The sequence below is a fragment of the Histidinibacterium lentulum genome, from assembly GCF_003789055.1.
GTDB classification, from domain to species: Bacteria; Pseudomonadota; Alphaproteobacteria; order Rhodobacterales; family Rhodobacteraceae; genus Oceanicola; species Oceanicola lentulus.
Genome location: NZ_ML119089.1, coordinates 1 through 20813, shown reverse-complemented (window position 1 = coordinate 20813; position 20813 = coordinate 1). Strand labels below are relative to the sequence as shown.

The following is a 20813-nucleotide window of genomic DNA, read 5'->3' as shown; positions in this document are numbered from 1 at the left end:
CGTCCTGTCGGGAAGGGACGGGTCATGCGTCTTGTGGTCGCTCTTGGGGTTCTGACGGTGCTGGGTCTTGCAGCCTGGGTGCGGCTCGCGCCGTCAGATGCGGCGGCCTGGCATGTCGATCCGGTGCGGGCCGGGCCTCCGGGCGCCGGGGGCTGGAAGGCCGGGGAGGCGCCGGCCGATGCCGAGGGGCCGGTCTTCGCGGCGCCGCCCCGGGCGGTGCTCGAGGCGGTGGAGGCCGTGGCGGCGGACACCCCGCGGACGGCGCGGCTGGCGGGCAGCGCGGCGGAGGGGCGGATCACCTATGTGACGCGCTCGCGGCTCTGGGGGTTTCCCGACTACACCACCGTCGCCGCGACGCCGGCCGAGGGCGGCACGCGGCTGACGGTGCTGGCGCGGCTGCGGTTCGGCAGCTCGGACATGGGCGTGAACCGGGCGCGGGTGGAGGACTGGAGCCGCCAGGTCGCGGAGCGGCTTGACCCCTCCTCCGGCACCTGAGACAGGACGCGGATGATCCCCAGAGACACGCTCGAGCAGATCACCGCCCGGTTCGACTACCTCGAGGCGCGCATGGCCGAAGGCGCAGCGGGCGCCGCGATGGTCGCGCTCGCGCGGGAGTATTCCGAGCTGAAGCCGGTGGTGGAGACCATTGCCCGCTGGCGGGAGCTCATGGAGGGTCGGGCGGAAGCCGAGGCGATGCTGGGCGATGCCGAGATGCGGGACCTTGCCCGGGAGGAGATCGCGCGGATCGAGGAGGCCCTGCCCGAGGCCGAGGCCGCGGTGCGCCTCGCGCTGCTGCCGCGGGACAGTGCCGATGCGCGGCCCGCGCTGATCGAGATCCGGCCGGGCACGGGGGGCGAGGAGGCGGCGCTGTTCGCGGGGGATCTTCTGCGTATGTACGCGCGCTATGCCGAGCGGCGGGGCTGGCGCTTCGAGGTCCTGGAGGAAAGCGCGACGGAGCTGGGCGGGGTGAAGGAGGCCGTGGTGCGGATCGCCGGGGACGGCGTGTTCGCTAGGCTCAAGTTCGAGTCGGGTGTGCACCGGGTGCAGCGGGTGCCCGAGACGGAATCGGGCGGGCGCATCCATACCTCGGCGGCGACGGTGGCGGTGCTGCCCGAGGCCGAGGACGTGGACGTCGCCATCGCGCCGCAGGACATCCGCATCGACACGATGCGCGCCTCGGGGGCGGGCGGGCAGCATGTGAACACCACCGACTCGGCGGTCCGGATCACCCATCTGCCCACGGGGATCGTGGTGACGAGTTCGGAGAAATCCCAGCACCGGAACCGCGAGATCGCGATGCAGGTGCTGAAGACGCGGCTCTTCGATCTCGAGCGGCAGAAGGCCTCGGACGATCGGGCCGCGGCGCGGAAGGCGCAGGTGGGGTCCGGTGACCGGTCGGAGCGGATCCGGACCTACAACTTCCCGCAAGGGCGCCTGACGGACCACCGGATCGGACTCACGCTCTACCGGCTGGGGGAGATCATGGGCGGTGATCTCGACGAGGTGATCGACGCGCTGATTTCCGAGACCCAGGCGCGGCAGCTGGCGGAGATGGAGGGGTGAGCCTGGCCCGGGACGCGCTGGTGCGCGCCACGCGGAAGCTGGCGGAGGCGGGCGTCCCCGATCCGGGGCGGGATGCGCGGCGGCTTCTGGCCCATGCGATGAAGGTGCCGCCGGACCGGCTGACGCTGATGCTGGGCGAGGGCCTGGCGGCGGAGGCCGAGGCGGGATTCGAGGCGCTCGTCGCGCGGCGGGCGGAGCGGGTGCCGCTGTCGCAGCTGACCGGGCGGCGCGCCTTCTACGGGCGGGAGTTCCTCGTGACGGGCGATGTGCTCGACCCGAGGCCGGAGACGGAGACGCTGATCGAGACTGCTCTGGCGGAGCCCTTTGCGGACGTGCTCGATCTCGGCACGGGATCTGGCTGCATCCTGCTGACCCTGATCGCGGAAATGGAGGGGATGGGGCGGCGCGTGCTGGGCACGGGGGTTGAAGTGAGCCCGGCGGCTTACGAAGTGGCATGGTGGAACCGCAATGCGATGGGCCTCGAGGATCGCGCGGTGCTGCTTCAGGGGTCGTGGTTCGCGCCCCTCTCGGAGGCCTTCGGAAGGGACGCGCCGCAGTTCGATCTGATCGTCTCGAACCCCCCCTACGTGACCGAGGCGGAGTGGGAGAGGCTTGAGCCCGAGGTGCGGAGGTTCGAGCCGCGCGGGGCGCTCGTGGGGGGCGTGCATGGGCTCGACGCCTATCGCGTCATCGTGGAGGGGGCGCCGGGGCGGCTTCGGCCCGGAGGACGGCTCATCGTGGAGATCGGCTCCGGGCAGGGGGCGGCGGTCACGGAGCTGATGACGTCGGCAGGGCTTGGCCCCGTGCATGTCGTGACGGACCTTGATGGCCGCGACCGCGTTGTCGTGGCGCGACGCTAGGTCGTAAAAGCGGCGCAGGGAGCAGGAGACGGGCCCTGGCGGGGCAGAATAGGCTTGAATGCCCCGCCCAGCCGTGTTTAGTCGAGTTTATCGCGGGAAGCTGGCCAGTCGGCCACCCCCGATCAGGTTGCCGTACACAGCCCGGACGCTTCGATTAGCTGCGTGACACGCGGCAGCGTCCTGCAGACAGACTTCAAGGCGGAACGGACAGTTCATGAGATCATCCAAATCGCGCTCGCGCGGGAACAAGAACCGCAACCGGCCTACGGGCGGAAACATCGTCAATCGGGTCTTCGACAGCTCCGGTCCCGATGGAAAGGTGCGCGGAACGCCACAGCAGATCATCGACAAGTACAACCAGCTGCACCGCGACGCGGCGCTGGCGGGGGACCGGGTCGATGCCGAGAACTATGCCCAGCACGCCGAGCACTACACGCGGATGCTGGCCGAGGCGATGCGCGAGATCGACAGGCAGCGCGAGCAGCAGGACCAGCAGAACCGCGAGCGGCAGGCCGATCGCGACCGGCAGGCCGAGCGGGACCGCGAGCGGGCGGAGCGCCTGAAGGCCCAGGAGCGCGCTGCGGCCGATCCGTCGAGCCTGGAGACGGGCGAGGGCGACAGCGGCGACAGCACTCTCGTGGAGACGCCCGAGACGCGGGGCGAGGCGCGCGAGCGGCCCGAAGCCGCGGAGCGGTCAGACGAGCCGCAGGGCGAGCAGCCGGCGAAGAAGCCCCGGCGGTCCCGTGCGAAGAAGCCCAAGGCCGAGGACGGCGCCGACGGCGCGCCCGGCGACGGCGGTTCACAGAAACAGGCTGCGGAATAGCCGGCCGGCGTCCCTCCGCAGGAAGGGGGGAGGAGCGGCATGGGCCGATCCCGGCTGTTCGGTGACATCCGGAGCCTGTCGGCGCATCCCCGTGACTGCCTCTTGAGCGCTCTCAGCGCGCGAGACTTCGCGCCAGGGCGCAGAAACGGTCGAGGTCGATCCGTTCGGCGCGGTCTGTCGGGTCGATACCCGCTTCGGCCAGGTGATCCTCGATATCGGGGGCGATGCCGCGCAGGCTTGCCCGCAGCATCTTGCGGCGCTGGTTGAAGCCCGCCGCCACCACGCGCGACAGGATGGCGGGATCGGCCGGATAGCGCGGCGCGGGCAGGGCGGTCAGGTGCACCACGCTCGACGAGACCTTGGGCGGCGGCGTGAAGGCCTGGGGCGGCAGGTCGAGCACGATCCGCGCCTCGCAGCGCCATTGCGCGAGGATCGCGAGGCGGCCCCAGTGTTTCTCCCCGGGCCGGGCCACGATGCGCTCGGCCACCTCGCGCTGGAACATGAGCGTGAGGCTGTCCCAGAACGGCGGCCAGTCGGGCGGGGTCAGCCAGCGCACCAGCAGTTCCGTGCCGATGTTGTAGGGCAGGTTCGCGGCGATCTTCACCGGGGGCGTCAGGTGCCCGGCCAGATCGACGGAGAGCGCGTCGCCCTCTATCACCGTGAGCCGGCCGGGCGCGGCCTCGGCGATCTCGTGGAGGGCCGGCAGGCAGCGCGCGTCCTTCTCCACCGCCACGACGTGCCGCGCCCCGGAGGCGAGAAGGCCGCGGGTCAGCCCGCCGGGGCCGGGGCCGATCTCGAGAACGTCGGCTTGCGTCAGATCCCCTGCGGCGCGGGCGATCTTTGCCGTCAGGTTCAGGTCGAGAAGGAAGTTCTGCCCAAGGGACTTGCGGGCCGAGAGGCCGTGCCGCGCGATCACCTCGCGCAGGGGCGGCAGATCGTCGATGCGCGCCATCAGCCCGCCCGCGCCGCCGCCATGTGCGCGGCGAGCCGGAGCGCGGCGAGGGTCGAGGTGGGATCGGCGAGGCCCTTTCCCGCGATGTCAAAGGCCGTGCCGTGGTCGGGCGAGGTGCGCACGAAGGGCAGACCCAGCGTGACGTTCACGCCGCCCGAGAAATCGATGGTCTTGATCGGGATCAGCGCCTGGTCGTGATAGGCGCAGACGGCGGCATCGTAGCGCGCGCGGGCCTCGGGGTGGAACATCGTATCGGCCGAGAGCGGCCCGCGGATGTCGAGCCCCTCGGCCCGCAGGGCGTCGAGGGTGGGGATCATCAGGTCCTGTTCCTCGCGCCCGATCTTGCCGCCTTCGCCCGCATGGGGGTTGAGGCCAGCCACGGCGATGCGCGGCCGGGGGATGCCGAAATCGCGGATCAGCGCGGCATGGGTGATGAGAATCGTGTCCGTCAGCAGGCGGGCGGTGAGGGCGCGGGGGACCTCGGCCACGGGAATGTGGATCGTCGCGGGCACGACCTTCAGCGCGTCGCAGGCCAGCATCATCACCGCGCGATCCGTTCCGGCAAGGGCCGCGAGGTATTCTGTATGGCCCGGATAAGTGAAGTCCGCGCCGATCATCAGGGCTTCCTTGTGGATCGGCAGGGTACAGAGCGCCGTGGCGCGGCCCGCCTGCACCAGCGCCACGGCCTCCGCGATGGCGTCCACCACATGGCGCGCGTGCATCTCCTGGGGCTGACCGGGAAGGCGAGGCGCGCCGAAGTCGCGGGGCAGGACCGGCAGGGCCTCGGGCATGACGGCCGCCGCGGTCTCCGGGGTGGCCTTGCGCCAGGGCGTGCCCGACGGCAGGTGCGCGGGATCGCCGATCCAGAGAAAGGCGCGTTCAGCGCGGAGCGCCGCCCAGGCGGCGGCGGCGAGTTCGGGACCGATCCCCGCGGGCTCGCCGCAGGTCAGGACGAGGGTCATTCGAAGCGGCGGATCGTCGCCTGGGCCTGAAGCCGCGCCAGAAGCTGGTCAGAGAAGCCGGAGAGACGCTGGGAGCGCAGGCGGCTCTCGATCGCCTCGCGGTCGATGCCGCCCTCGACCTCGGGAGTGCGGCTGCAGAGCATCACGAGGCGCGTGCCGCCCGGGGCAGTGTCGAAGGCGATCTCTCCGGGGTCGAGCGGCGCGAGTCGCAGGGCGATGTCACCGGGGATCTGGCCGGGCGCGGTCTCGGCGCGGGCGACCGATGCGGGGGGGACGATACCGTAAAGATCGTCGCAGGTGTCGGCGCGGGCGGCGACGGCCTGCGCTTCGGCCGGCCCGCCCGCCACGGTCAGGACGGCGTAGTCGATGAGCGCGGGCGCCGCGCGCGGCACCGCCACCTCGCGGACGGCACGCAGCTGGAAGAGCGCGATGCCGTTCGGGATGGGCAAGGGCTGGGTCACCTCGCCGGGAGAGAGGGCGAGGAGCAGCGTCCCGATCTGCGGCGGGTAGTTGTCGATCGGCGCCCAGTCGAGCGCACCCCCCCGTTCGCGGGACGGCAGGGCCGAGACCTCGCGCGCGGCGGCCTGGAAGGCGCCGATGGTGGTCAGGCGGCTGATCCGCTCGGCCGCGGCGGCGGCTTGGGCGGCGCGGGGCGGCGGGGCGGCGATGATGATCTCGTTCAGCAACACCTCGATCCGGCTGCCGCCGCCGCCGAGGTTGGCGATCTCGAGGTCGATGTCGCGCTCGTTCACCGCGGAGCGGGAGGTGTATCGGCTGCGCACGAAGTCGCGCCAGCTCACCCCGATCTCGACGAAATCGCGCAGCGTCTCCTCGGCGATGCCGTTCTGGGCGAGCACGCCAAGAAACTGGTCATAGGGCAGATCGGCGCGACCGGCGAAGGCCTCGAGCTCCCGGGCGAGGGCCTCCTCGCTGAGGGAAAGGCGGGCGCGGCGCAGCTCCTGGCTGCGCAGTCGGTCGTCGATCAGCTGCTCGCGGGCGAGCGAGGGCAGGTCGCCCGGCGTGTTGAACAGCTCCAGCAGGCGGATGCGCTGGTCGATCTCGTAGAAGGTGATCGCATCCTCGTTGACCATGATCGCGGGGTTAAACGAGGACTGCGCGACGGCGGTGGAACCCGTGGCGATCCAGAGCCCCAGGAGGGCGGCGATTAGGCGCTTGGGCAGCATTCTGGTCGTCATCCTTCTCGTCTCGTCCTGCGGCGGTCCGGTCTAGCGACAGGCCCGCGGCGCAGGTGCGAAGCCGTCGTCCGCGGCGAAGCCGTCGAGCGACACGCTTATCCCGTAGTCGGTCTCCGGCTCAAGGGTAGTGGAGGAGGTGAAGCGGCGCGAGACCGAAAGTCCGACCGTGATGCATTCGTTCTGGTAGCGCAGCCCGAAAGTCCCTTCGATGGGTTCTTCGGCCACGAGATCATAGCGGGCCTCTCCGAGGATGGTCCAGGAAGGAGTGGCGCGGTAGGCCGCATCGACGGCCCATTCGGCGACGGCCGCGTCGCGGTTCTCTCCCGGCGCCTTGCTCAGCTCGGTATAGGTGGCGGCGAGCGCCGTGCGGGCATTCTCCCAGGAAAGCCGGGCTTCGCTCCGGCTGAACTCGAAGTCCGGATCGACGAGCATCCGGATGTCGAAGGCGAGGCCGGTCTCCAGCTCCAGCCCCGCGCGCAGCAGGATATCGGATTGCAGTCCGTCGAGCCCGGTGCCCGGCGAGAGCCGGGGATCGCGCTCGGCCCTGTAGAGCCGGCCGAAGGTCAGCCGTCCGGAAAGACGATCGGGCACCTCGATCCCCCAGGTCAGGCCCACGGCGCCGCGCAGGCCGTCCTCGCGCGCGTCCTCCCCGGGAAAACGCGAGAGGCCGAAGAGATTGACCTCATCGAGTTCCACCACCTGACTGTCCTCGTTCGGAACGGCCGGGCCGTAGGTTTCCGACCAGGACAGCGCCACGACCGGTTCCAGCACCTGGATCACGCCGTTCGCGCCGCTGCGCACGAGAGGCCAGCGCAGATCGGCGGCGAGGTAGGGCGTGCCCTGTGTGGCGCTGGTGTCGAAGCGGCGGTCGTCCTCGATCCGGTAGGCATCGGCGACGATCCCGGCGGAGACCGTGGCGAGGAGGCCACCCGGCAGCACGGGCGTCAGCGTCAGGTCGGCGTTGACGCCGAGCCGGCCCGTGTCGCGGCCCCGGGCGTCGGCGGGGGACTCGCGGATCGCGGCATCGGCGCTCGCCCCGAAGGTAAAGCGGCCGGGCAGACGCGGAAGACGGAGAATGCGCTCGTACCGGGCCCGCGGCAGGATCGAGGGCTGCTCGGCGTTGACGTCGCCCTCACGCAGGCTCTCGACCACGGAGACGCCGAAGGAGAGCCGCTCGTCCGCCTCGATCCGGCGCAGCTCGGCGAAGCTGTCGAGCCGGTCAGCGCCGGAGAAGCCGTAGTCCACGAGATAGGCCTTGTCGGATGTCGCGCGGATTTCCGCCTCGAGCTGCCAGCCGCCTTCGAAGACGAAATCGGCATCGGCGAAGAGGTAGCCGCGCTCGCTCTGGGGGGAGATCGTATCGTCGGTCAGGGCGCCCTCGATCCGGAGATCGCCGCGCAGGAAGGCCTGACGATAGGCGAATTCCAGCGTCGCCGTGTTGGGCGACAGATAGGGTGTCAGGGTGAGATCCCGGGACGGTCCGAAGGTGATGAAATAGGGGATGCGCACGCCGGTTCCCAGCCTGTCGGTCCTGCGGATGCTGGGCACGAGAAGACCCGTGGCGCGCGTCACGCCGGGTTCGGGAAGGCGCATCCGGGGGATGTAGGCCACGGGCAGGCCGCCGATGCGCAGGGTGGCGTTCTCGAAATAGAGCCGTTCGGCCGTCTCGTCGCGGATCACGCGGGTGGCGCGGATTTCCCACAGGGGGGGACGGTCGCCGCAGACCCGGCAGGAGGTCGCGGCGGTGCGCGTGAGTTGGGTGACCGTCCCGTCCCGCCGGTCGATGCGCGCGGCGGCGAGTTGCAGCCGGTCCTCGAGCACCAGACGCGCCCCGCGCAGAAGGCCGTTCTCGAACTGCGGATCGAGCTCCGCGCGCTCTGCGGTGAAGATCGTGCCGTCCTCGGTGCGGATCAGGATCGGCCCCAGGATGGTCAGACGGTCCGCGTCCTCGTCGTAGGCGATCTCGGTCGCGGAGAGGCGTGTACCCTCGTAGAAGGCCTCGACGTTACCCCGCGCGACCAGGCGGCCGTCCTCCTCGACGGTGACGCTGTCGGCCACGAGCTGCGCCACGCCCTGCGCCGCCCCCGCCGTGGCGGCGAGGCAGAAGAGAAGCGCAAGGGCGAGGCGGCGCATCATCCGTCTTCCAGGTGCAGGAGGCCGCCCAGGGCCAGCGCCGCCCCCGCAAGGGGTGGCGCCCAGGCGGCGAGCCAGACAGGGATCTGGCCGGTCTCGCCGAGGACGAGCGCGAAGTTGCGCAGGAAGTAGAGCAGGAAGCAGGCGCCGATCGCCGTCAGCACGAGAAGGCCGGTGCGGCTGCCCCGCGACTGGCGCAGGGTGAAGACGGCGCAGATCGCGACGAGCGCCAGCAGGAACATCGGCATCGCCAGCTCGGACTGGAAATGCATCTGGTGGCGCGTCGTGGAGAACCCCGCGGCCTGGAGCCGGTCGATGAAGCGCGGCAGGTCCCAGATCGGGATCAGCGCGGGGGCGCCGAAACTGTCGCGAATCTCCTCCGGGGTGAGCCTCGACGGCAGGTCGAGGATCTCCTGCTCGGTCGCGGCGGCTTCGGGCACGGCCGCCTCTCCGAGCGGCCAGGTCTTGGCATCATGGAGCCTCCAGGCGCCAGGGACGAGTTCCGCGGCGCGGGCGTCGATGCGGCTCGTGGGACGGCCCGAGGGGGAAAAGGTGACGAAGGTCACGCCCGAGAGTCGGGTGGCGTCGCCGCTGGCGCGCGCGGCGCGGATCACGGTCTGGCCGTCGCCGGGACCGTCCTGCCGCAGCCAGAGCCCGCTCGCATCCACTGCGATCACGCTTGCGCCGCGGTCGTCGAGCGCAGAGGCCCGGTCCTCGTACTCGGTCTGGGTGGCGGCGACGAGAGGGTTGAGGACGGCGAGCGCGAGAAGCCCGATCACGAGGACGACGGCTGCGGGCGCCAGCAGTGCGCGAAGCGCGGAGCGGCCTGCGGCCCGGGTCACCACCATCTCGGAGGATCGCGCGAGCCCGAGAAACAACGCGATGGCCGACAGGATCACCAAAAGCGGCAGCAGTTCGTAGAGCGATCCCGGCGCGTTGAAGAGCGTGAGGCTCACGACCTCGCGCAGACCCGCGCCTTCGTCGCCATGGCGGCGGGCCTGCTCGATCAGGTCGGCGAGGCTGATGAGGATGAAGAAGAGCCCGCCGACGACCCCGAAGGAGGCCGCCGTCCGCCGCGCGAAATACCAGTGAAGGGTCATGCCGTGGCCCTCCGCCGCCAGCGCCATGGACCCCACTCGGGATGGGTCGCCAGCGTCAGGAACAGCGCGGAGAGCCCAAGGCCCGTCGCCGTGGGCAGATAGGCCGCGGGCCAGGCGCCCGGACTCATGGAAAGCAGGCGGTCGGCGAGGGCGTCGACCGAGTTGACGATGACGATGAGGACCACGGCCAGCACCACCTGCCGGCCCACGCCGAAGCGGCTGAACGGACCCACGAGAAGGGCGGAGAACCCGAGAAGGGCCGCCACGAGCGCCATGCCCGCGCGGTTGGTCCGCTCATGGAGTTCGGTCCGGAACCGCTCGGCGCTGTCGCCGGTCGCCTCGAGCAGGGCTGCGTCCGGCGCCACGAGATGCCAGCTCGGGAGATGCCCGCGGCGCAGTCGCCCGCCGCCGTCGAACCGGATCAGACGCGCCAGATCGTAGGTGAAGTCACTGAAGCGCGTGGTGAAGAGCCGCTGGTCCGAGGTTCGGAGCGTCTGGGCCAGCCCGTCGATCATCACGAGTTGCGGGCCGCGGTCCGTGCGCACGAGATAGGCGGTCGCCGCGGTATAGATCACCTGCGAGTCCGGATCGCGGGTGTCGGCGAGGAAGAGGTCGCGCAGGGCTCCGGTCTCGTCGATCTCGCGGATGTAGACGGTCACGCCCTCGGCAGGTGTCAGGAACTCGCCCGGATTGAGCAGCCGCGCGGTCACGTTTCGCGCGATCTCGTCCTCGCGCTCCGACAGCTTCGCCTGGGCGGCCGGATAGAGCACATGGGTCAGGCTGGCCATGAGCAGCATGACAACGAGGCCGAAGGCGCCGACCGCCCGAGCCAGCCGCCAGGCCGAGAAGCCGGTGGCCTGGACCACGACGAGCTCGCTCTCGCGGCTGAGACGGTTGGTGACGTAGAGCGCCGCCACGAAGGCCGAGAGCGGCACGACGAAGCGGATGATGCCGGGCAGGGAGAGGGCGGAGAATTCGAGAAACACCAGCGCCGACTGGCCGTCGCCGATCAGCTCGTCGAAGAGTCCCACGGCGCTGTTGACCCAGTAGAGCAGGATCAGCACGAGGCTGAAGAAGCCGAACAGCGTCATCAGTTGCCGGAATAGGTATCGGTCGAACCGGCCCAAGGGCCCCCCATGCGCAGACGTGGTCCATCTATCCCCGGGGAGACCGGCACGGCAAGGCCGGGCCGCGCGACAGGGCGGTGAACCGGGCGGTCGACTGCGCCTGCGGCGGCACCCGCCCGCCCGGCCATCGGACGGTCCGCGTTGCGTCGGGCGCGCGCCGGTCCGGCCCGTGAGGAGCCGAAGGGGAACTGGTCATCCCCCCGGGGGCAGGCTACCTCTGCCGTCGTCGACAGAGGAGCCCGCCCATGACAGCCCCCGCGCCCTTGCGTTTCATCGAGATGGACAGCCCCAGCATCGCCGCCTGGAGCGGCCGTCTCGCGGTGATCGTGGACGAGGACGGGCGGCTCGACGCGGGCGCGCGGCGCGTCAACGCGGCCTCCCGGCAGGCCGTGGCACGGGCCGCTGCCAGCGATGCCTTCGGCAAGCTGAAACCGGGCGAGGCGCTGGAGATCGGCTGGCCCGGCGGCCTGGCCGCGCGGGGCATCCTTGTGCTGAAGCTCGGCCGGAAACCGGGCGTGGAGGCGGCGCGGGCGGCAGGCGCCGCGCTGGCGCGGATGCGCGGCAAGGACCCGCTCCTGCTGGTGGCGGGAGCGCACAAGGCGGCGGGCGAGATCGCCTTCGGTCTGGTGCTGCGCGGCTACGGATTTGACGTGCACAAGACCGGCGATGCGCCAGCCGACCCCGCGCAGATCTCCGTCATGGTGACCAATCCCGAGGCGGTCGCGCGGGAGGCGGGGGACCAGGCGGCGGTCGCGGAGGGTGTGTTCTTCACCCGGGATCTGGTGAACGAGCCCGCGAACGTGCTGACCACCGACGATTTCGCGGCGCGGCTCGCCGCGATGCAGGAGCTGGGACTCGAGGTGACGATCCTCGATGAGGAGGAGCTTGCGACGCTCGGGATGCGGCTTCTGCTCTCGGTGGGACATGGTTCGGCCAGCCCCTCGAAGGTGGTGGTCATGGAATGGAAGGGCGGCGGGGAGGCCTCCCCGCTCGCGCTGGTGGGCAAGGGCGTCGTGTTCGACACGGGCGGCATCTCGCTGAAGCCGGCGGCGGGCATGGAGGCGATGACCATGGACATGGGCGGCGCGGGCGTCGTGGCGGGCGTGATGCGCACGCTGGCGCTGCGCAAGGCGCGGGCCAATGTCGTGGGCCTCGTGGGGCTCGTGGAGAACATGCCGTCCGACCGGGCGACGCGGCCCGGCGACGTGGTGCGCTCGATGAAGGGCGACACGGTGGAGATCATCAATACCGATGCCGAGGGGCGGCTCGTGCTTGCGGATGTGCTCTGGTATGCGCAGGAGACCTACCGGCCGGCGGGGATCGTCGATCTGGCGACGCTGACCGGCGCGATGCTGGTGGCGCTGGGCCACGAGAAGGCGGGGGTCTTCGCCAATGACGACGGACTGGCCGAGGCCTTCCTGAAGGCCGCCGCGGCGGAGGGCGAGGGCGCCTGGCGGATGCCGCTGGCGCCGGCCTACGACAGGCTGCTGAAGAGCCGGATCGCGGACATGAAGAACGTGGGCGGGCGCTGGGCCGGGTCGATCACCGCGGCGCAGTTCCTGCAGCGCTTCGTGAAGGAGGGCACGCCCTGGGTGCATCTGGACATCGCGGGGGTCGCCTCGCGGGACGATGCGGGGCCGCTCTCGCCGCCAGGAGCGACGGGCTGGGGGGTGATGGCGCTCAACCGGCTCGTGGCGGACCGCTACGAGGCGTGAGGTCGTGGGCGCGGCCTATTTCTATCACCTGACCCGCGATCCGCTGGAGCGGACGCTGCCGGTGCTCCTTGAGAAGGCGCTGGCGGCGGGCTGGGCCTGCGAGGTGCGGGGACGGACGGCGGCGGCGATGGACCGGCTCGACGCGCAGCTCTGGCTCTGGCCGGAGGAGGGTTTCCTGCCCCACGGGCGCGCGGGTGGCACGGAGGATGCGCGCCAGCCGGTGCTGCTGACGGCGGGCGAGGCCGCGTCGAACGGCGCGGTCTGCGTGATGGCGGTGGAGGGCGCGGAGGTGGCGCCCGGCGAGGTGGCGGCGCTGGAGCGGGTCTGCATTCTCTTCGACGGGGGCGATCCCGCGGCGGTGCAGGTCGCGCGGGGGCAGTGGGCGCGTCTGGTGGAGGCGGGCTGCGCCGCGCAGTACTGGAGCCAGGAGGGCGGGCGCTGGGAAAAGAGGGCGGAGCGCGGCGGCTGAGGGGCGTTACACGATGAAACGCCCCGCAGTATATTGAATTTGCTTGACTATTCCTGACATTGCCGCTCCGGGCCGGTGCGGCCTTCGGATCGTGGCGCCCGGCGGCGGCGGGGGCGGGGGGCTGTCTGCCCCCCCGCCGGACGCGCGGGGCGCGTCCGGCGTCCCCCCGAGAGGTATTTCCGGCCAGATGAGGGGAAAGAGGCGCGCGGGGAGGGGGCGGCGCGCGCCGGGACGGGGGAGGCTGCGCCGGACGGGAAGTCGGCAGCGCGGGCGCCGGGGCTGGCGGACGGCGTGGCATCCGCCCGGGGCAGGCCTTTCTGCCGCGGCCTCCCGGATCCGGGCGCAGGACCCGGTGGCGGCCGGGCGGGGGGCTGTCTGCCCCCCCGTCGCCAGCGCGTTGCGCGGGCGACGTCCCCCCGAGAGGTATTTTCGGCCAGATGAGGAGGGGAAGGGGCGCGCGGTAGGGCGGCGGTGGCAGCTTGGGCGGGGGATGTCCGGTGCGGGGTCGGGCGCGGTGCGGGCCGGGGTAGGCGGGGGGCGGGTCAGCGTTCCAGCAGGAGGCGGTCGTTCTCGATGGAGATCCGGTCGAAGCGCTGGAGGTAGCCCATGCCGAGGAGGGAGCCGAAGAGCTCTCCCTCGTTCACCACGGCGCGGACGTTGCGGTCCACGATGGGGCCGAGGGCGACCTCGTCGAGACGGACCGGGGCCGTTCCGACCTCGCCGTTGGCCGTCAGCGCGCGACCCGAGAAGATCAGCCGGTCGGGGTCGATGCCCACGGCGCGGGCGTCCGCGAGGCTGAGAACCATGTCGGTCGCCCCCGTGTCCACGATGAAGTCGACGGGCGCGCCGTTGATCGTCAGGGTCAGGTGGTAATGGCCGTCCCGGCCGCGCGGCACCTCGACCGTCCCTTCGGCGATCACCGCCTGCCGGGTCTGCAGTTCGCGCCCCAGGTCGTTGCCGAAGCCCACGAGACCGGCGACGGCTGCAAAGATCAGCGCCCAGACCGCGGCCTGCTTCGCCATCCGGCCCACGTTCCGGCGGTTCTGCACCAGAACGAAGCCGCCCACCGCGCAGAGCAGCAGGACGAGATAGGCGAGCTGGCCGTAATCGGTTCCGGTCATGCGGCAGGATATGGGGGTGGCCCGGGGGCTTGTCCACTGCCCGGACGCAGCGGCGGTCAGCCCGCGAGGCCGAAATCGCGCAGGCCGTCGAGGATGAACTGGACCGACAGCGCGGCGAGCAGCATCCCCAGAAGCCGGGTCACCACGTTGACGCCTGTCTTGCCGAGGGCGCGCTCGATGGGGCCGGCCGCGAGAAACAGCAGGAGCACGATGGCGAGGACCGCGGCGGTCACGCCGAGGACGGAGGCGAACTCGGCGGGGCCCTCGGCGCGGCCCGCGAGCAGGATGATCGTCGCGATCGCGCCGGGACCGGCGATGAGAGGGATCGCGAGCGGGAAGACCGAGGGATCGTCGGAGGGGTCCTCCTCGGCGGTGTCCTCGCGCCGGGCGCGGCGGCGCTCGAAGAGCATGTCGAGAGCGGTCAGGAACAGCAGAACCCCGCCCGCGATGCGAAAGGCGGGCATGCCGATGCCCACGGCGCCGAGGAGCGCCTCGCCGAAGACCGCGAAGAGGAGCAGCAGGAGCGCGGCGATCAGCGTGGCGCGCAGGCCGAGGAGACGGCGGTCCCGGTCGGGCATGCCGCGGGTGAGCGCCACGAAGATCGGCGTGAGGCCGATGGGGTCGATCACCACGAAGAGCGCGGTGAAGGCGGCGAGAAGCTCCGCCGTGCTCATGGGGCCGCAGGGCCGCGGCGGGGGCGGCGGGTCGGGATCATGGCGTCTCGGCCGCCTCGAGCTTCTCGAGGGCGGCCATCCAGAGCGTCTCGGCGCGGTCGAGACCCTCCATGATCTCTGCGTATTTCCGGTTCCAGGTGGCCAGCTCGCCCGCGCGGGCGTCCTCGTAGAGCTCGGGATCGGCGAGCTTGCGGCTGAGCTTGTCGCGCATCTCCTCGATCTTGCGCACGCGGGCCTCGCATTTGCGGGCCTCGGAGCGCAGCTCCTGCAGGCGCTCGCGGCCGGGGCGGGCCGCGGGCCGGGCGGGGGCGGCGTTCGCGCGCTGGGACTTGGGGGTTTCGGAGACCAGGAGCGAGCGGCGGTAGGCGTCGAGATCCTCCTCGTAGGGCGCCACGCGACCGCCCTTCACCAGCCAGAGCCGGTCGGCCACGAGGCTCAGGAGGTGCATGTCGTGGCTGACGAGGATCACCGCGCCGGTGTAGGCGGTGAGCGCCTCCACCAGCGCCTCGCGGCTTTCGATGTCGAGGTGGTTGGTGGGCTCGTCGAGGATCAGCAGGTGCGGCGAGTCGATGGTGGCGAGGAGCAGCGAGAGCCGCGCCTTCTGTCCGCCCGAGAGGCGCGCGGCGGGGGTCTCGGCCTGGGCGGCCTGGAGGCCGAAGCCCGAGAGGCGGGCGCGCAGCCGTGCGGGCCCTTCGTCGGGGCGGCGGCGGCGGACATGCTCGATGGGGGTCTCCTCGGGGTAGAGATCCTCGATCTGGTGCTGGGCGAAATAGCCGATGCGCAGCTTGTTCGCGCGGCGGAGTTTGCCCGACATGGGCGGCAGGCGGTCGGCGAGGAGTTTCGAGAGGGTCGACTTGCCCTCGCCGTTGCGCCCGAGGAGCGCGATGCGGTCGTCCTGGTCGATGCGGAGCGTGAGCTTTTCCAGCACCGCCCGGCCCTCGTAACCGACCGAGACGCCTTCCATGTCGATGATGGGGGGAGAGAGCTCTTCGGGTTCGGGGAAGCTGAAGGCGCGGAGGGCCGCCTCCTGGGGGGTCGCGGTCAGGGTGATCTTCTCGATCATCTTGAGCCGGGATTGCGCCTGCTTTGCCTTGGAGGCCTTGGCGCGGAAGCGGTCGACGAAGCTTTGCAGATGGGCGACGCGGGCCTCGGCCTTGCGGTTTTCCGACTCGGCTACGCGCAGGCGTTCGGCGCGGGTGGCGGCGAAGGCGTCGTAGGGCGTGGCGTAGTAGGTCAGCTTGCGGTCCTCGAGATGGAGGATGCCGCCCACGGCGCGATTGAGCAGGTCCCGGTCGTGGGAGATCACCAGCACGGTATGGGGGTATCTGCCAAGGTAGCTTTCGAGCCAGACGGCGCCCTCGAGGTCGAGGTAGTTGGTGGGCTCGTCGAGGAGGAGCAGGTCAGGCTCGGAGAAGAGCACGGCGGCCAGCGCCACGCGCATGCGCCAGCCGCCGGAGAAGGCGCGGCAGGGCATGGCCTGCTCGGCATCGGTGAAGCCGAGGCCCTTGAGGATCGTGGCGGCGCGGGCCTCGGCGGACCACGCGTCGATGTCGGCGAGCCGCGTCTGGATCTCGGCGATGCGGTGGGCGTCGTCGCTCTTCTCGGCCATCAGCGCCGCGCGCTCGGTGTCTGCGGCGAGGACGGTGTCGAGGAGGGAGGTCTTGCTTGCGGGAACCTCCTGGGCCACGCCGCCGATGCGGGCGCCCTTGGGCAGATGGATGTCGCCGCCCTCGAGCGCGAGCTCGCCGCGGATGAGGCGGAAGAGGGTGGTCTTGCCGGTGCCGTTGCGGCCCACGACGCCGACCTTGTGGCCGGTGGGGATCGTCGCGGAGGCGCCCTCGATCAGGGGGCGGCCCTCGACGGAATAGGAGATGGTGTCGATGCGCAGCATGGCGGGGGGCTGAGCCAAGGGGCGGGGATTGTCAATCCGTGCGTCAGCAGCGGCGGCGGCGGAAAGGTGCCGCTGCGGAGGCGACGGACCGGCATGAGCCCGCGCAGCCCGGTCCGGGGCGAGAACCGGAGCCAGGGAACGGCCGTTTGGTCCACAGAGGTCCCGGTGCCGCAGCGCCGGGCTGGACCAGAAAAAGGAGAAACATCATGTCCAAGCGCATCATCGCATCCCTTGTCGCCGCCGGCAGCCTTGCAGCAGCCTCCCCCGGGCTGGCGCAGGATGCCGAGGAGGTCATCGTCCCGGAACAGGGTGGCAGCGAGCTTCGCGTCGACTGGGTTCTGGGCAGCCGGGTCTATTCGCTGGAAGGGGAGCGGATCGGGTCTATCGAGGACCTGATCCTCGACGAGGAGGACGGCGCCGTGAACGCTGCCATCGTCTCGGTCGGCGGGTTCCTCGGGATCGGTTCGAAGTCCATCGCCCTCGACTGGGACGAGCTGCAGATTGACTATGACGCGAACGTCATCGAGCTCGACCTGACGCGCGACGAGGCGGAGGCCGCAGAGGCCTATGTCTTCCGGGACCGCGAGTACGAGCCCCAGCCCGACATGGGCACCGGGACCGGCACAGGAACGACCGGCGGCACAGGCGGGATGGGGACCGGCACCACCGGCAGCACGTTCTGAGCCTCCGGACGATCGGAACCGGGACGGGCGGTCCCCTCGGGGGCCGCCTTCGCGCTTTCCACGGCCAAGGGTCCATGCTAGCAGGCCCGCGATTTCTGCACCTGCAAGAGGACCGCTCATGGCCATCGAACGCACCCTGTCGATCATCAAGCCCGACGCCACCGCCCGCAACCTGACCGGCAAGATCAACGCCAAGTTCGAGGAGGCGGGTCTGCGCATCGTGGCGCAGAAGCGCATCCTTCTGACGGTCGGGCAGGCGGGCACCTTCTACGCCGTGCACAAGGAGCGGCCGTTCTTCGGCGAGCTGACCGAGTTCATGGCCTCGGGCCCCGTGGTCGTGCAGGTTCTCGAGGGCGAGGGCGCCATCATGAAGAACCGCGAAGTGATGGGCGCGACCAACCCCGCCGATGCGGCCCCCGGCACGATCCGCGCAGAGTTCGCGCAGTCCGTGGGCGAGAACTCGGTCCACGGCTCGGATTCGCCCGAGGCGGCGGCCGAGGAGATCGCCTATTTCTTCTCGGGGCTCGAGCTGGTCGGCTGACGCCGGGTCGATTTGCGACGGATGGGGCCCCCGGGAGACCGGGGGCCTTTTGTCGTTGAAGGGGGGTCAGGGCGCCGAGACCGTGCCATCGAGAGCGGGAAGCGCGTCGGTGTCGTGACCCTCGGCCGGGATGTCCGGGTTCATGCCTGCGTTCCGGAGCTCTGGATTGCGCCGGCCTCTCGTCGCCGCGGCACCGCGTCGGACATGGTCCGGCGCGCCGTTCGCCATGCGAGGGAGCGGGGGGCGTGGACGGGTCTTGCAGGATGTCGAGCCGCGACTCTTAAAGGTCTGCCGGCGCTGCGGCTTCGGGTCCGGCCCTGCAGGTGTCAGCTCTCCGCAGGAAGAGCGGGAGGGCTGTGGCCGCGGGAGATGAGGAACGGCCCCCGGATCACCGGGGGCCGTCCGTCCTTGCGGGACCGGTCAGAAGTCCGACGGAAGCGGCGTCGTCTCGGTGCGCCTCGGCAGCACCGGGTGGACGACCTCGGGCTGCTCACCCTCGAGCGTCTCGAGGAAGGCCGTGATTTCCTGCACCTGGGTCTCGGTCAGGTCGATGCCGAGCTGGGCGGACCCCATGATCGCCACCGCCTCTTCCAACGACCAGACCGCGCCCGAGTGGAAGTAGGGGGCGGTCAGGCCGATGTTGCGCAGCGGCGAGGCGCGGAAGACGTATTCGTCGGAGACGGTCTTCGTCACCTCGTAGCGGCCGCGGTCGCCCGGCGGCAGGATGTCGGCCCCGGGACGCTCGATCAGGCCGAAGGGATAGTAGTCCTGCCCGCCGAGGTTGATCCCGTTGTGGCACGAGGCGCAGCCCTCCTCGATGAAGGCGTTCAGACCGGCCTTCTCGACATCCGTCAGCGCGCCGTCCGACCCGTTGAGCCACTGGTCGAACCGCGAGTTCGGCGTGATCAGCGTGGCCTCGAAGCTTTCGATCGCCCTGGCGAAGTTCTCGAAGGTGACGGGGTTCTCCTCGCCCGGAAAGGCGGTCTCGAAGGCCTCGACATATTCGGGCATCGACATCAGCGTGGCGATGACGTTGTCGGGCGTGTTGTTCATTTCCACGCCGGCCTGAACGGGACCCATCGCCTGTTCCGCGAGATCGGCCGCGCGGCCGTCCCAGAACTGGGCGGAGTTGAACACCGCGTTGAAGGCGGTGGGCGCGTTGCGCGGGCCGCGCTGCCAGCCGTGGCCGATCGAGACCGGAAGCCCGTCGTCGCCGCCGAGGCCGACGTTGTGACAGGTCTGGCACGAGAACAGCCCGGAGGCCGACATGCGGGGGTCGAAGAAGAGCATCGCGCCCAGATCGACGCGGTCGCGCGTCACGAGGTTGTCGGGCAGATCGGGCGGATTCAGGGGAATCGGCTCGAACCACGACAGGGCCTCTTCACGCAGCGCGGCGTCGTCCTGCGCTGCGGCGGCAGTGGCGACGAGGGCCACGGCCGTCGCGGTCCAGATCGTACGGATCATCACGGTCTCCATGGTTGTGTACACGGCGCCGTGATGCCATGGCCCTGGACCCGTCCGCCTTGACCTCCGTCAAATGCCGGGCCCGGACCTGCCCTTCCGTCGCGGCGCTCAGCCGGTGCGGGTGAGTTCGGGACCCTGGTCGCGGATGTCCGGCGGGGTTTCGCTCCGGATCCCGAAATGGTCGCGCAGCAGTCGCATGTTGCGCAGGTTCGACTTCCACCCGACGTCGAAGATGTCGCCCAGCAGGGGAATCGATCCGATCACCGTGTCGACGGCCGAATTCGCGATCATGCGGGCCTGAAGGGCCGGGGGAGCGCCCATCTGGCGGGCTTTCCAGATGATCCACGCCCCCGGTGCGAGAGCCAGCACGTCGCCGATTCCCGGCACCAGTCCGATGATCGAATCCGCCCCGATTCGCAGCCGGGTACCCGGGACGCGGAAGGCCGCGTCCATCCGGTGCGCCAGCCGGTCGAGACGCTCGAGTTCGGCCTCCCGGGGGTCGGGCATCACGCGGCCCTCGGGTTCCGGGCGATGATCCAGACTGCGTGAACGATGCCCGGGATGTAGCCGAGAATCGTGAGCAGGATGTTGAGCCAGAAGTGCTTTCCGAGGCCTTCCTGCAGGAACACGCCGAGTGGCGGCAGGATGACGGCGGCGATGATGCGGATGAGATCCATGGCGTTCGTCCTTTCGTGTCGGTTGGCGACCCAACGACGAAGGCGGACGGGCGTTCCCCGCGCTGGGGATCAGACGGAGGGTCGCCGGGGCGGGCGGACGCCGAGCGCGTCGAGGTGGCGCTCGAAGGCGGTGCCGGGATGGGGGCCCGCGGAGCGCAGCGCATCGAACCGGGCCCGCAGCGCGGCCTTCTCGGCACCGGTGCATTCCCCCAGGGGGCGGCCCTGCAGGCCGGTCACCAGGGCGAGGTAGGCCATGAAATGGGGCCTGTGGCCGCTCTCGATCAGCCGCGCATAGGCGCTGTCCGCACCGAGGGACCGGAGCGTCTCGGCACTGTCGATGCCGGCGCCCGAGAAGGCGGCCTCCATCGCCGGGCCGAGATTGCGGATGCTGCTTACGGGGGCCATGGCCGGAGGATGTCCCGCCCCGGCCGGTCCCGCAAGCGGTCAGATGCTCGCGAAGTCGCGGAACACGGGTTTCTGGGGGGTCCCGTCCTTGCCGCCGCCTTGCGCCGTCTGCTGGGTCTCGTTGCCCTTGCTCGGGGTCTGGGTGCCTGTCGCCATCGGTCTGCCTTTCGCGTCCTGCGATCTTTTCCCGCCCAGGTGGCCCTTCTTCGAGAAGCCGTACCGGTCAGGATGGACGGTCATTAAGGCGAAACTGTGGCGCGGGAAAGCGGCTGCGGGCGGCGGTGGGCGGCCGGGCGCCGAGATGGGCCCGGAGCGGGCGGGTCTCCGCTTACAGCATCATGTCTTTTGGGTTTTCGATGAGGGATTTGATGTGTGTTGCGAGGTTTGCGGCGAGGGCTCCGTTGATGGCTCTGTGGTCGTAGGAGAGGGAGAGGGGGAGCATTCGGGCGGGTTCCCA

22 protein-coding genes are annotated in these 20813 nt (G+C 70.8%); 8 read left to right on the top strand and 14 right to left on the bottom strand.

All coding sequences use genetic code 11. The features are described 5' to 3' along the window. The first annotated feature begins 24 nt into the window (after window positions 1–24). The 4 genes from EAT49_RS16110 (at window position 25) to EAT49_RS16095 (ending at window position 3246) form a co-directional block, all read left to right on the top strand. Window positions 25–495 (top strand): DUF1499 domain-containing protein, encoded by a 471-nt coding sequence (locus tag EAT49_RS16110; protein ID WP_123643329.1) that lies wholly within the window; start codon window positions 25–27, stop codon window positions 493–495. Between the two features lie 12 nt (window positions 496–507). Next, window positions 508–1563 carry a peptide chain release factor 1 gene (prfA, locus tag EAT49_RS16105; RefSeq protein ID WP_123643328.1) on the top strand — a complete coding sequence of 352 codons (1056 nt, stop codon included), beginning with the start codon at window positions 508–510 and terminating at the stop codon, window positions 1561–1563. After that, on the top strand, window positions 1560–2423 hold the full coding sequence (prmC, locus tag EAT49_RS16100) for a peptide chain release factor N(5)-glutamine methyltransferase (RefSeq protein ID WP_123643327.1): 864 nt from the start codon (window positions 1560–1562) through the stop codon (window positions 2421–2423). The genes prfA and prmC overlap by 4 nt, the downstream gene beginning before the upstream one ends. A 214-nt stretch (window positions 2424–2637) precedes the next feature. Continuing rightward, window positions 2638–3246, top strand: coding sequence for a DUF4167 domain-containing protein (locus tag EAT49_RS16095; protein WP_123643326.1), 609 nt, complete (start codon window positions 2638–2640; stop codon window positions 3244–3246). 112 nt (window positions 3247–3358) lie between these two features. On the opposite strand, the gene rsmA is transcribed toward EAT49_RS16095, so the two are convergent. The 6 genes from rsmA to lptF are packed head-to-tail and all read right to left on the bottom strand — an operon-like array spanning window position 3359 to window position 10716. Beyond that, window positions 3359–4198, bottom strand: a complete 840-nt coding sequence (gene rsmA, locus EAT49_RS16090; RefSeq protein WP_123643325.1) for a 16S rRNA (adenine(1518)-N(6)/adenine(1519)-N(6))-dimethyltransferase RsmA — start codon at window positions 4196–4198, stop codon at window positions 3359–3361. Continuing rightward, window positions 4198–5160, bottom strand: a complete 963-nt coding sequence (gene pdxA / locus EAT49_RS16085) for a 4-hydroxythreonine-4-phosphate dehydrogenase PdxA (RefSeq protein ID WP_123643324.1) — start codon at window positions 5158–5160, stop codon at window positions 4198–4200. The genes rsmA and pdxA overlap by 1 nt, the downstream gene beginning before the upstream one ends. Next, window positions 5157–6356, bottom strand: coding sequence for a peptidylprolyl isomerase (locus tag EAT49_RS16080; protein ID WP_246003887.1), 1200 nt, complete (start codon window positions 6354–6356; stop codon window positions 5157–5159). The genes pdxA and EAT49_RS16080 overlap by 4 nt, the downstream gene beginning before the upstream one ends. Window positions 6357–6386: 30 nt before the next feature. Then, window positions 6387–8489, bottom strand: a complete 2103-nt coding sequence (locus tag EAT49_RS16075; RefSeq protein WP_185020792.1) for an LPS-assembly protein LptD — start codon at window positions 8487–8489, stop codon at window positions 6387–6389. Then, window positions 8489–9589, bottom strand: coding sequence for an LPS export ABC transporter permease LptG (gene lptG, locus EAT49_RS16070; protein ID WP_123643503.1), 1101 nt, complete (start codon window positions 9587–9589; stop codon window positions 8489–8491). Before lptG ends, EAT49_RS16075 begins: the two co-directional genes overlap by 1 nt. Further along, a complete protein-coding gene (gene lptF / locus EAT49_RS16065) occupies window positions 9586–10716 on the bottom strand; it encodes an LPS export ABC transporter permease LptF (protein WP_123643322.1) in 1131 nt (376 codons plus the stop codon). The genes lptG and lptF overlap by 4 nt, the downstream gene beginning before the upstream one ends. Before the next feature lie 245 nt (window positions 10717–10961). Between lptF and EAT49_RS16060 the strand changes: the two genes are divergently transcribed. Both EAT49_RS16060 and EAT49_RS16055 read left to right on the top strand, forming a co-directional pair. Next, the gene (locus EAT49_RS16060) at window positions 10962–12431 is read left to right on the top strand and encodes a leucyl aminopeptidase (RefSeq protein ID WP_123643321.1); all 1470 of its coding nucleotides are present in this window, start codon (window positions 10962–10964) and stop codon (window positions 12429–12431) included. A 4-nt stretch (window positions 12432–12435) separates the two neighbouring features. Beyond that, complete coding sequence (locus EAT49_RS16055; protein WP_123643320.1) at window positions 12436–12900, top strand: DNA polymerase III subunit chi; 465 nt, start codon at window positions 12436–12438, stop codon at window positions 12898–12900. A gap of 542 nt (window positions 12901–13442) precedes the next feature. Here EAT49_RS16055 and EAT49_RS16050 read toward each other — a convergent pair. From EAT49_RS16050 to EAT49_RS16040, 3 genes are read right to left on the bottom strand one after another with little or no spacing between them, the layout of a single operon-like run. Then, entirely contained in the window at window positions 13443–14021 is a 579-nt protein-coding gene (locus EAT49_RS16050) for a retropepsin-like aspartic protease family protein (protein WP_123643319.1), read from the bottom strand. A 56-nt stretch (window positions 14022–14077) separates the two neighbouring features. Continuing rightward, a complete protein-coding gene (locus EAT49_RS16045; RefSeq protein ID WP_123643318.1) occupies window positions 14078–14695 on the bottom strand; it encodes a MarC family protein in 618 nt (205 codons plus the stop codon). A gap of 37 nt (window positions 14696–14732) precedes the next feature. Further along, window positions 14733–16586, bottom strand: coding sequence for an ABC-F family ATP-binding cassette domain-containing protein (locus tag EAT49_RS16040; protein ID WP_123643502.1), 1854 nt, complete (start codon window positions 16584–16586; stop codon window positions 14733–14735). Window positions 16587–16792: 206 nt separating this feature from the next. Here EAT49_RS16040 and EAT49_RS16035 point away from each other — a divergent pair, with 206 nt between their 5' ends. Together EAT49_RS16035 and ndk are read left to right on the top strand one after the other, a co-directional pair. Further along, window positions 16793–17269, top strand: coding sequence for a PRC-barrel domain-containing protein (locus EAT49_RS16035; protein ID WP_123643317.1), 477 nt, complete (start codon window positions 16793–16795; stop codon window positions 17267–17269). Window positions 17270–17387: 118 nt separating this feature from the next. Further along, entirely contained in the window at window positions 17388–17810 is a 423-nt protein-coding gene (gene ndk / locus EAT49_RS16030) for a nucleoside-diphosphate kinase (RefSeq protein WP_123643316.1), read from the top strand. A 420-nt stretch (window positions 17811–18230) separates the two neighbouring features. On the opposite strand, the gene EAT49_RS16025 is transcribed toward ndk, so the two are convergent. From EAT49_RS16025 to EAT49_RS21835, 5 genes are all read right to left on the bottom strand, one after another. After that, window positions 18231–19274, bottom strand: a complete 1044-nt coding sequence (locus EAT49_RS16025; RefSeq protein ID WP_123643315.1) for a cytochrome-c peroxidase — start codon at window positions 19272–19274, stop codon at window positions 18231–18233. Window positions 19275–19382: 108 nt separating this feature from the next. Next, complete coding sequence (locus EAT49_RS16020) at window positions 19383–19781, bottom strand: DUF4112 domain-containing protein (protein WP_123643314.1); 399 nt, start codon at window positions 19779–19781, stop codon at window positions 19383–19385. Further along, complete coding sequence (locus EAT49_RS16015; RefSeq protein WP_123643313.1) at window positions 19781–19951, bottom strand: YqaE/Pmp3 family membrane protein; 171 nt, start codon at window positions 19949–19951, stop codon at window positions 19781–19783. Before EAT49_RS16015 ends, EAT49_RS16020 begins: the two co-directional genes overlap by 1 nt. A gap of 69 nt (window positions 19952–20020) precedes the next feature. Further along, window positions 20021–20356, bottom strand: a complete 336-nt coding sequence (locus EAT49_RS16010; protein WP_123643312.1) for a TfoX/Sxy family DNA transformation protein — start codon at window positions 20354–20356, stop codon at window positions 20021–20023. A gap of 328 nt (window positions 20357–20684) precedes the next feature. Then, window positions 20685–20798 (bottom strand): 2-oxo acid dehydrogenase subunit E2, encoded by a 114-nt coding sequence (locus EAT49_RS21835; RefSeq protein ID WP_425459536.1) that lies wholly within the window; start codon window positions 20796–20798, stop codon window positions 20685–20687. Window positions 20799–20813: the final 15 nt, after the last annotated feature.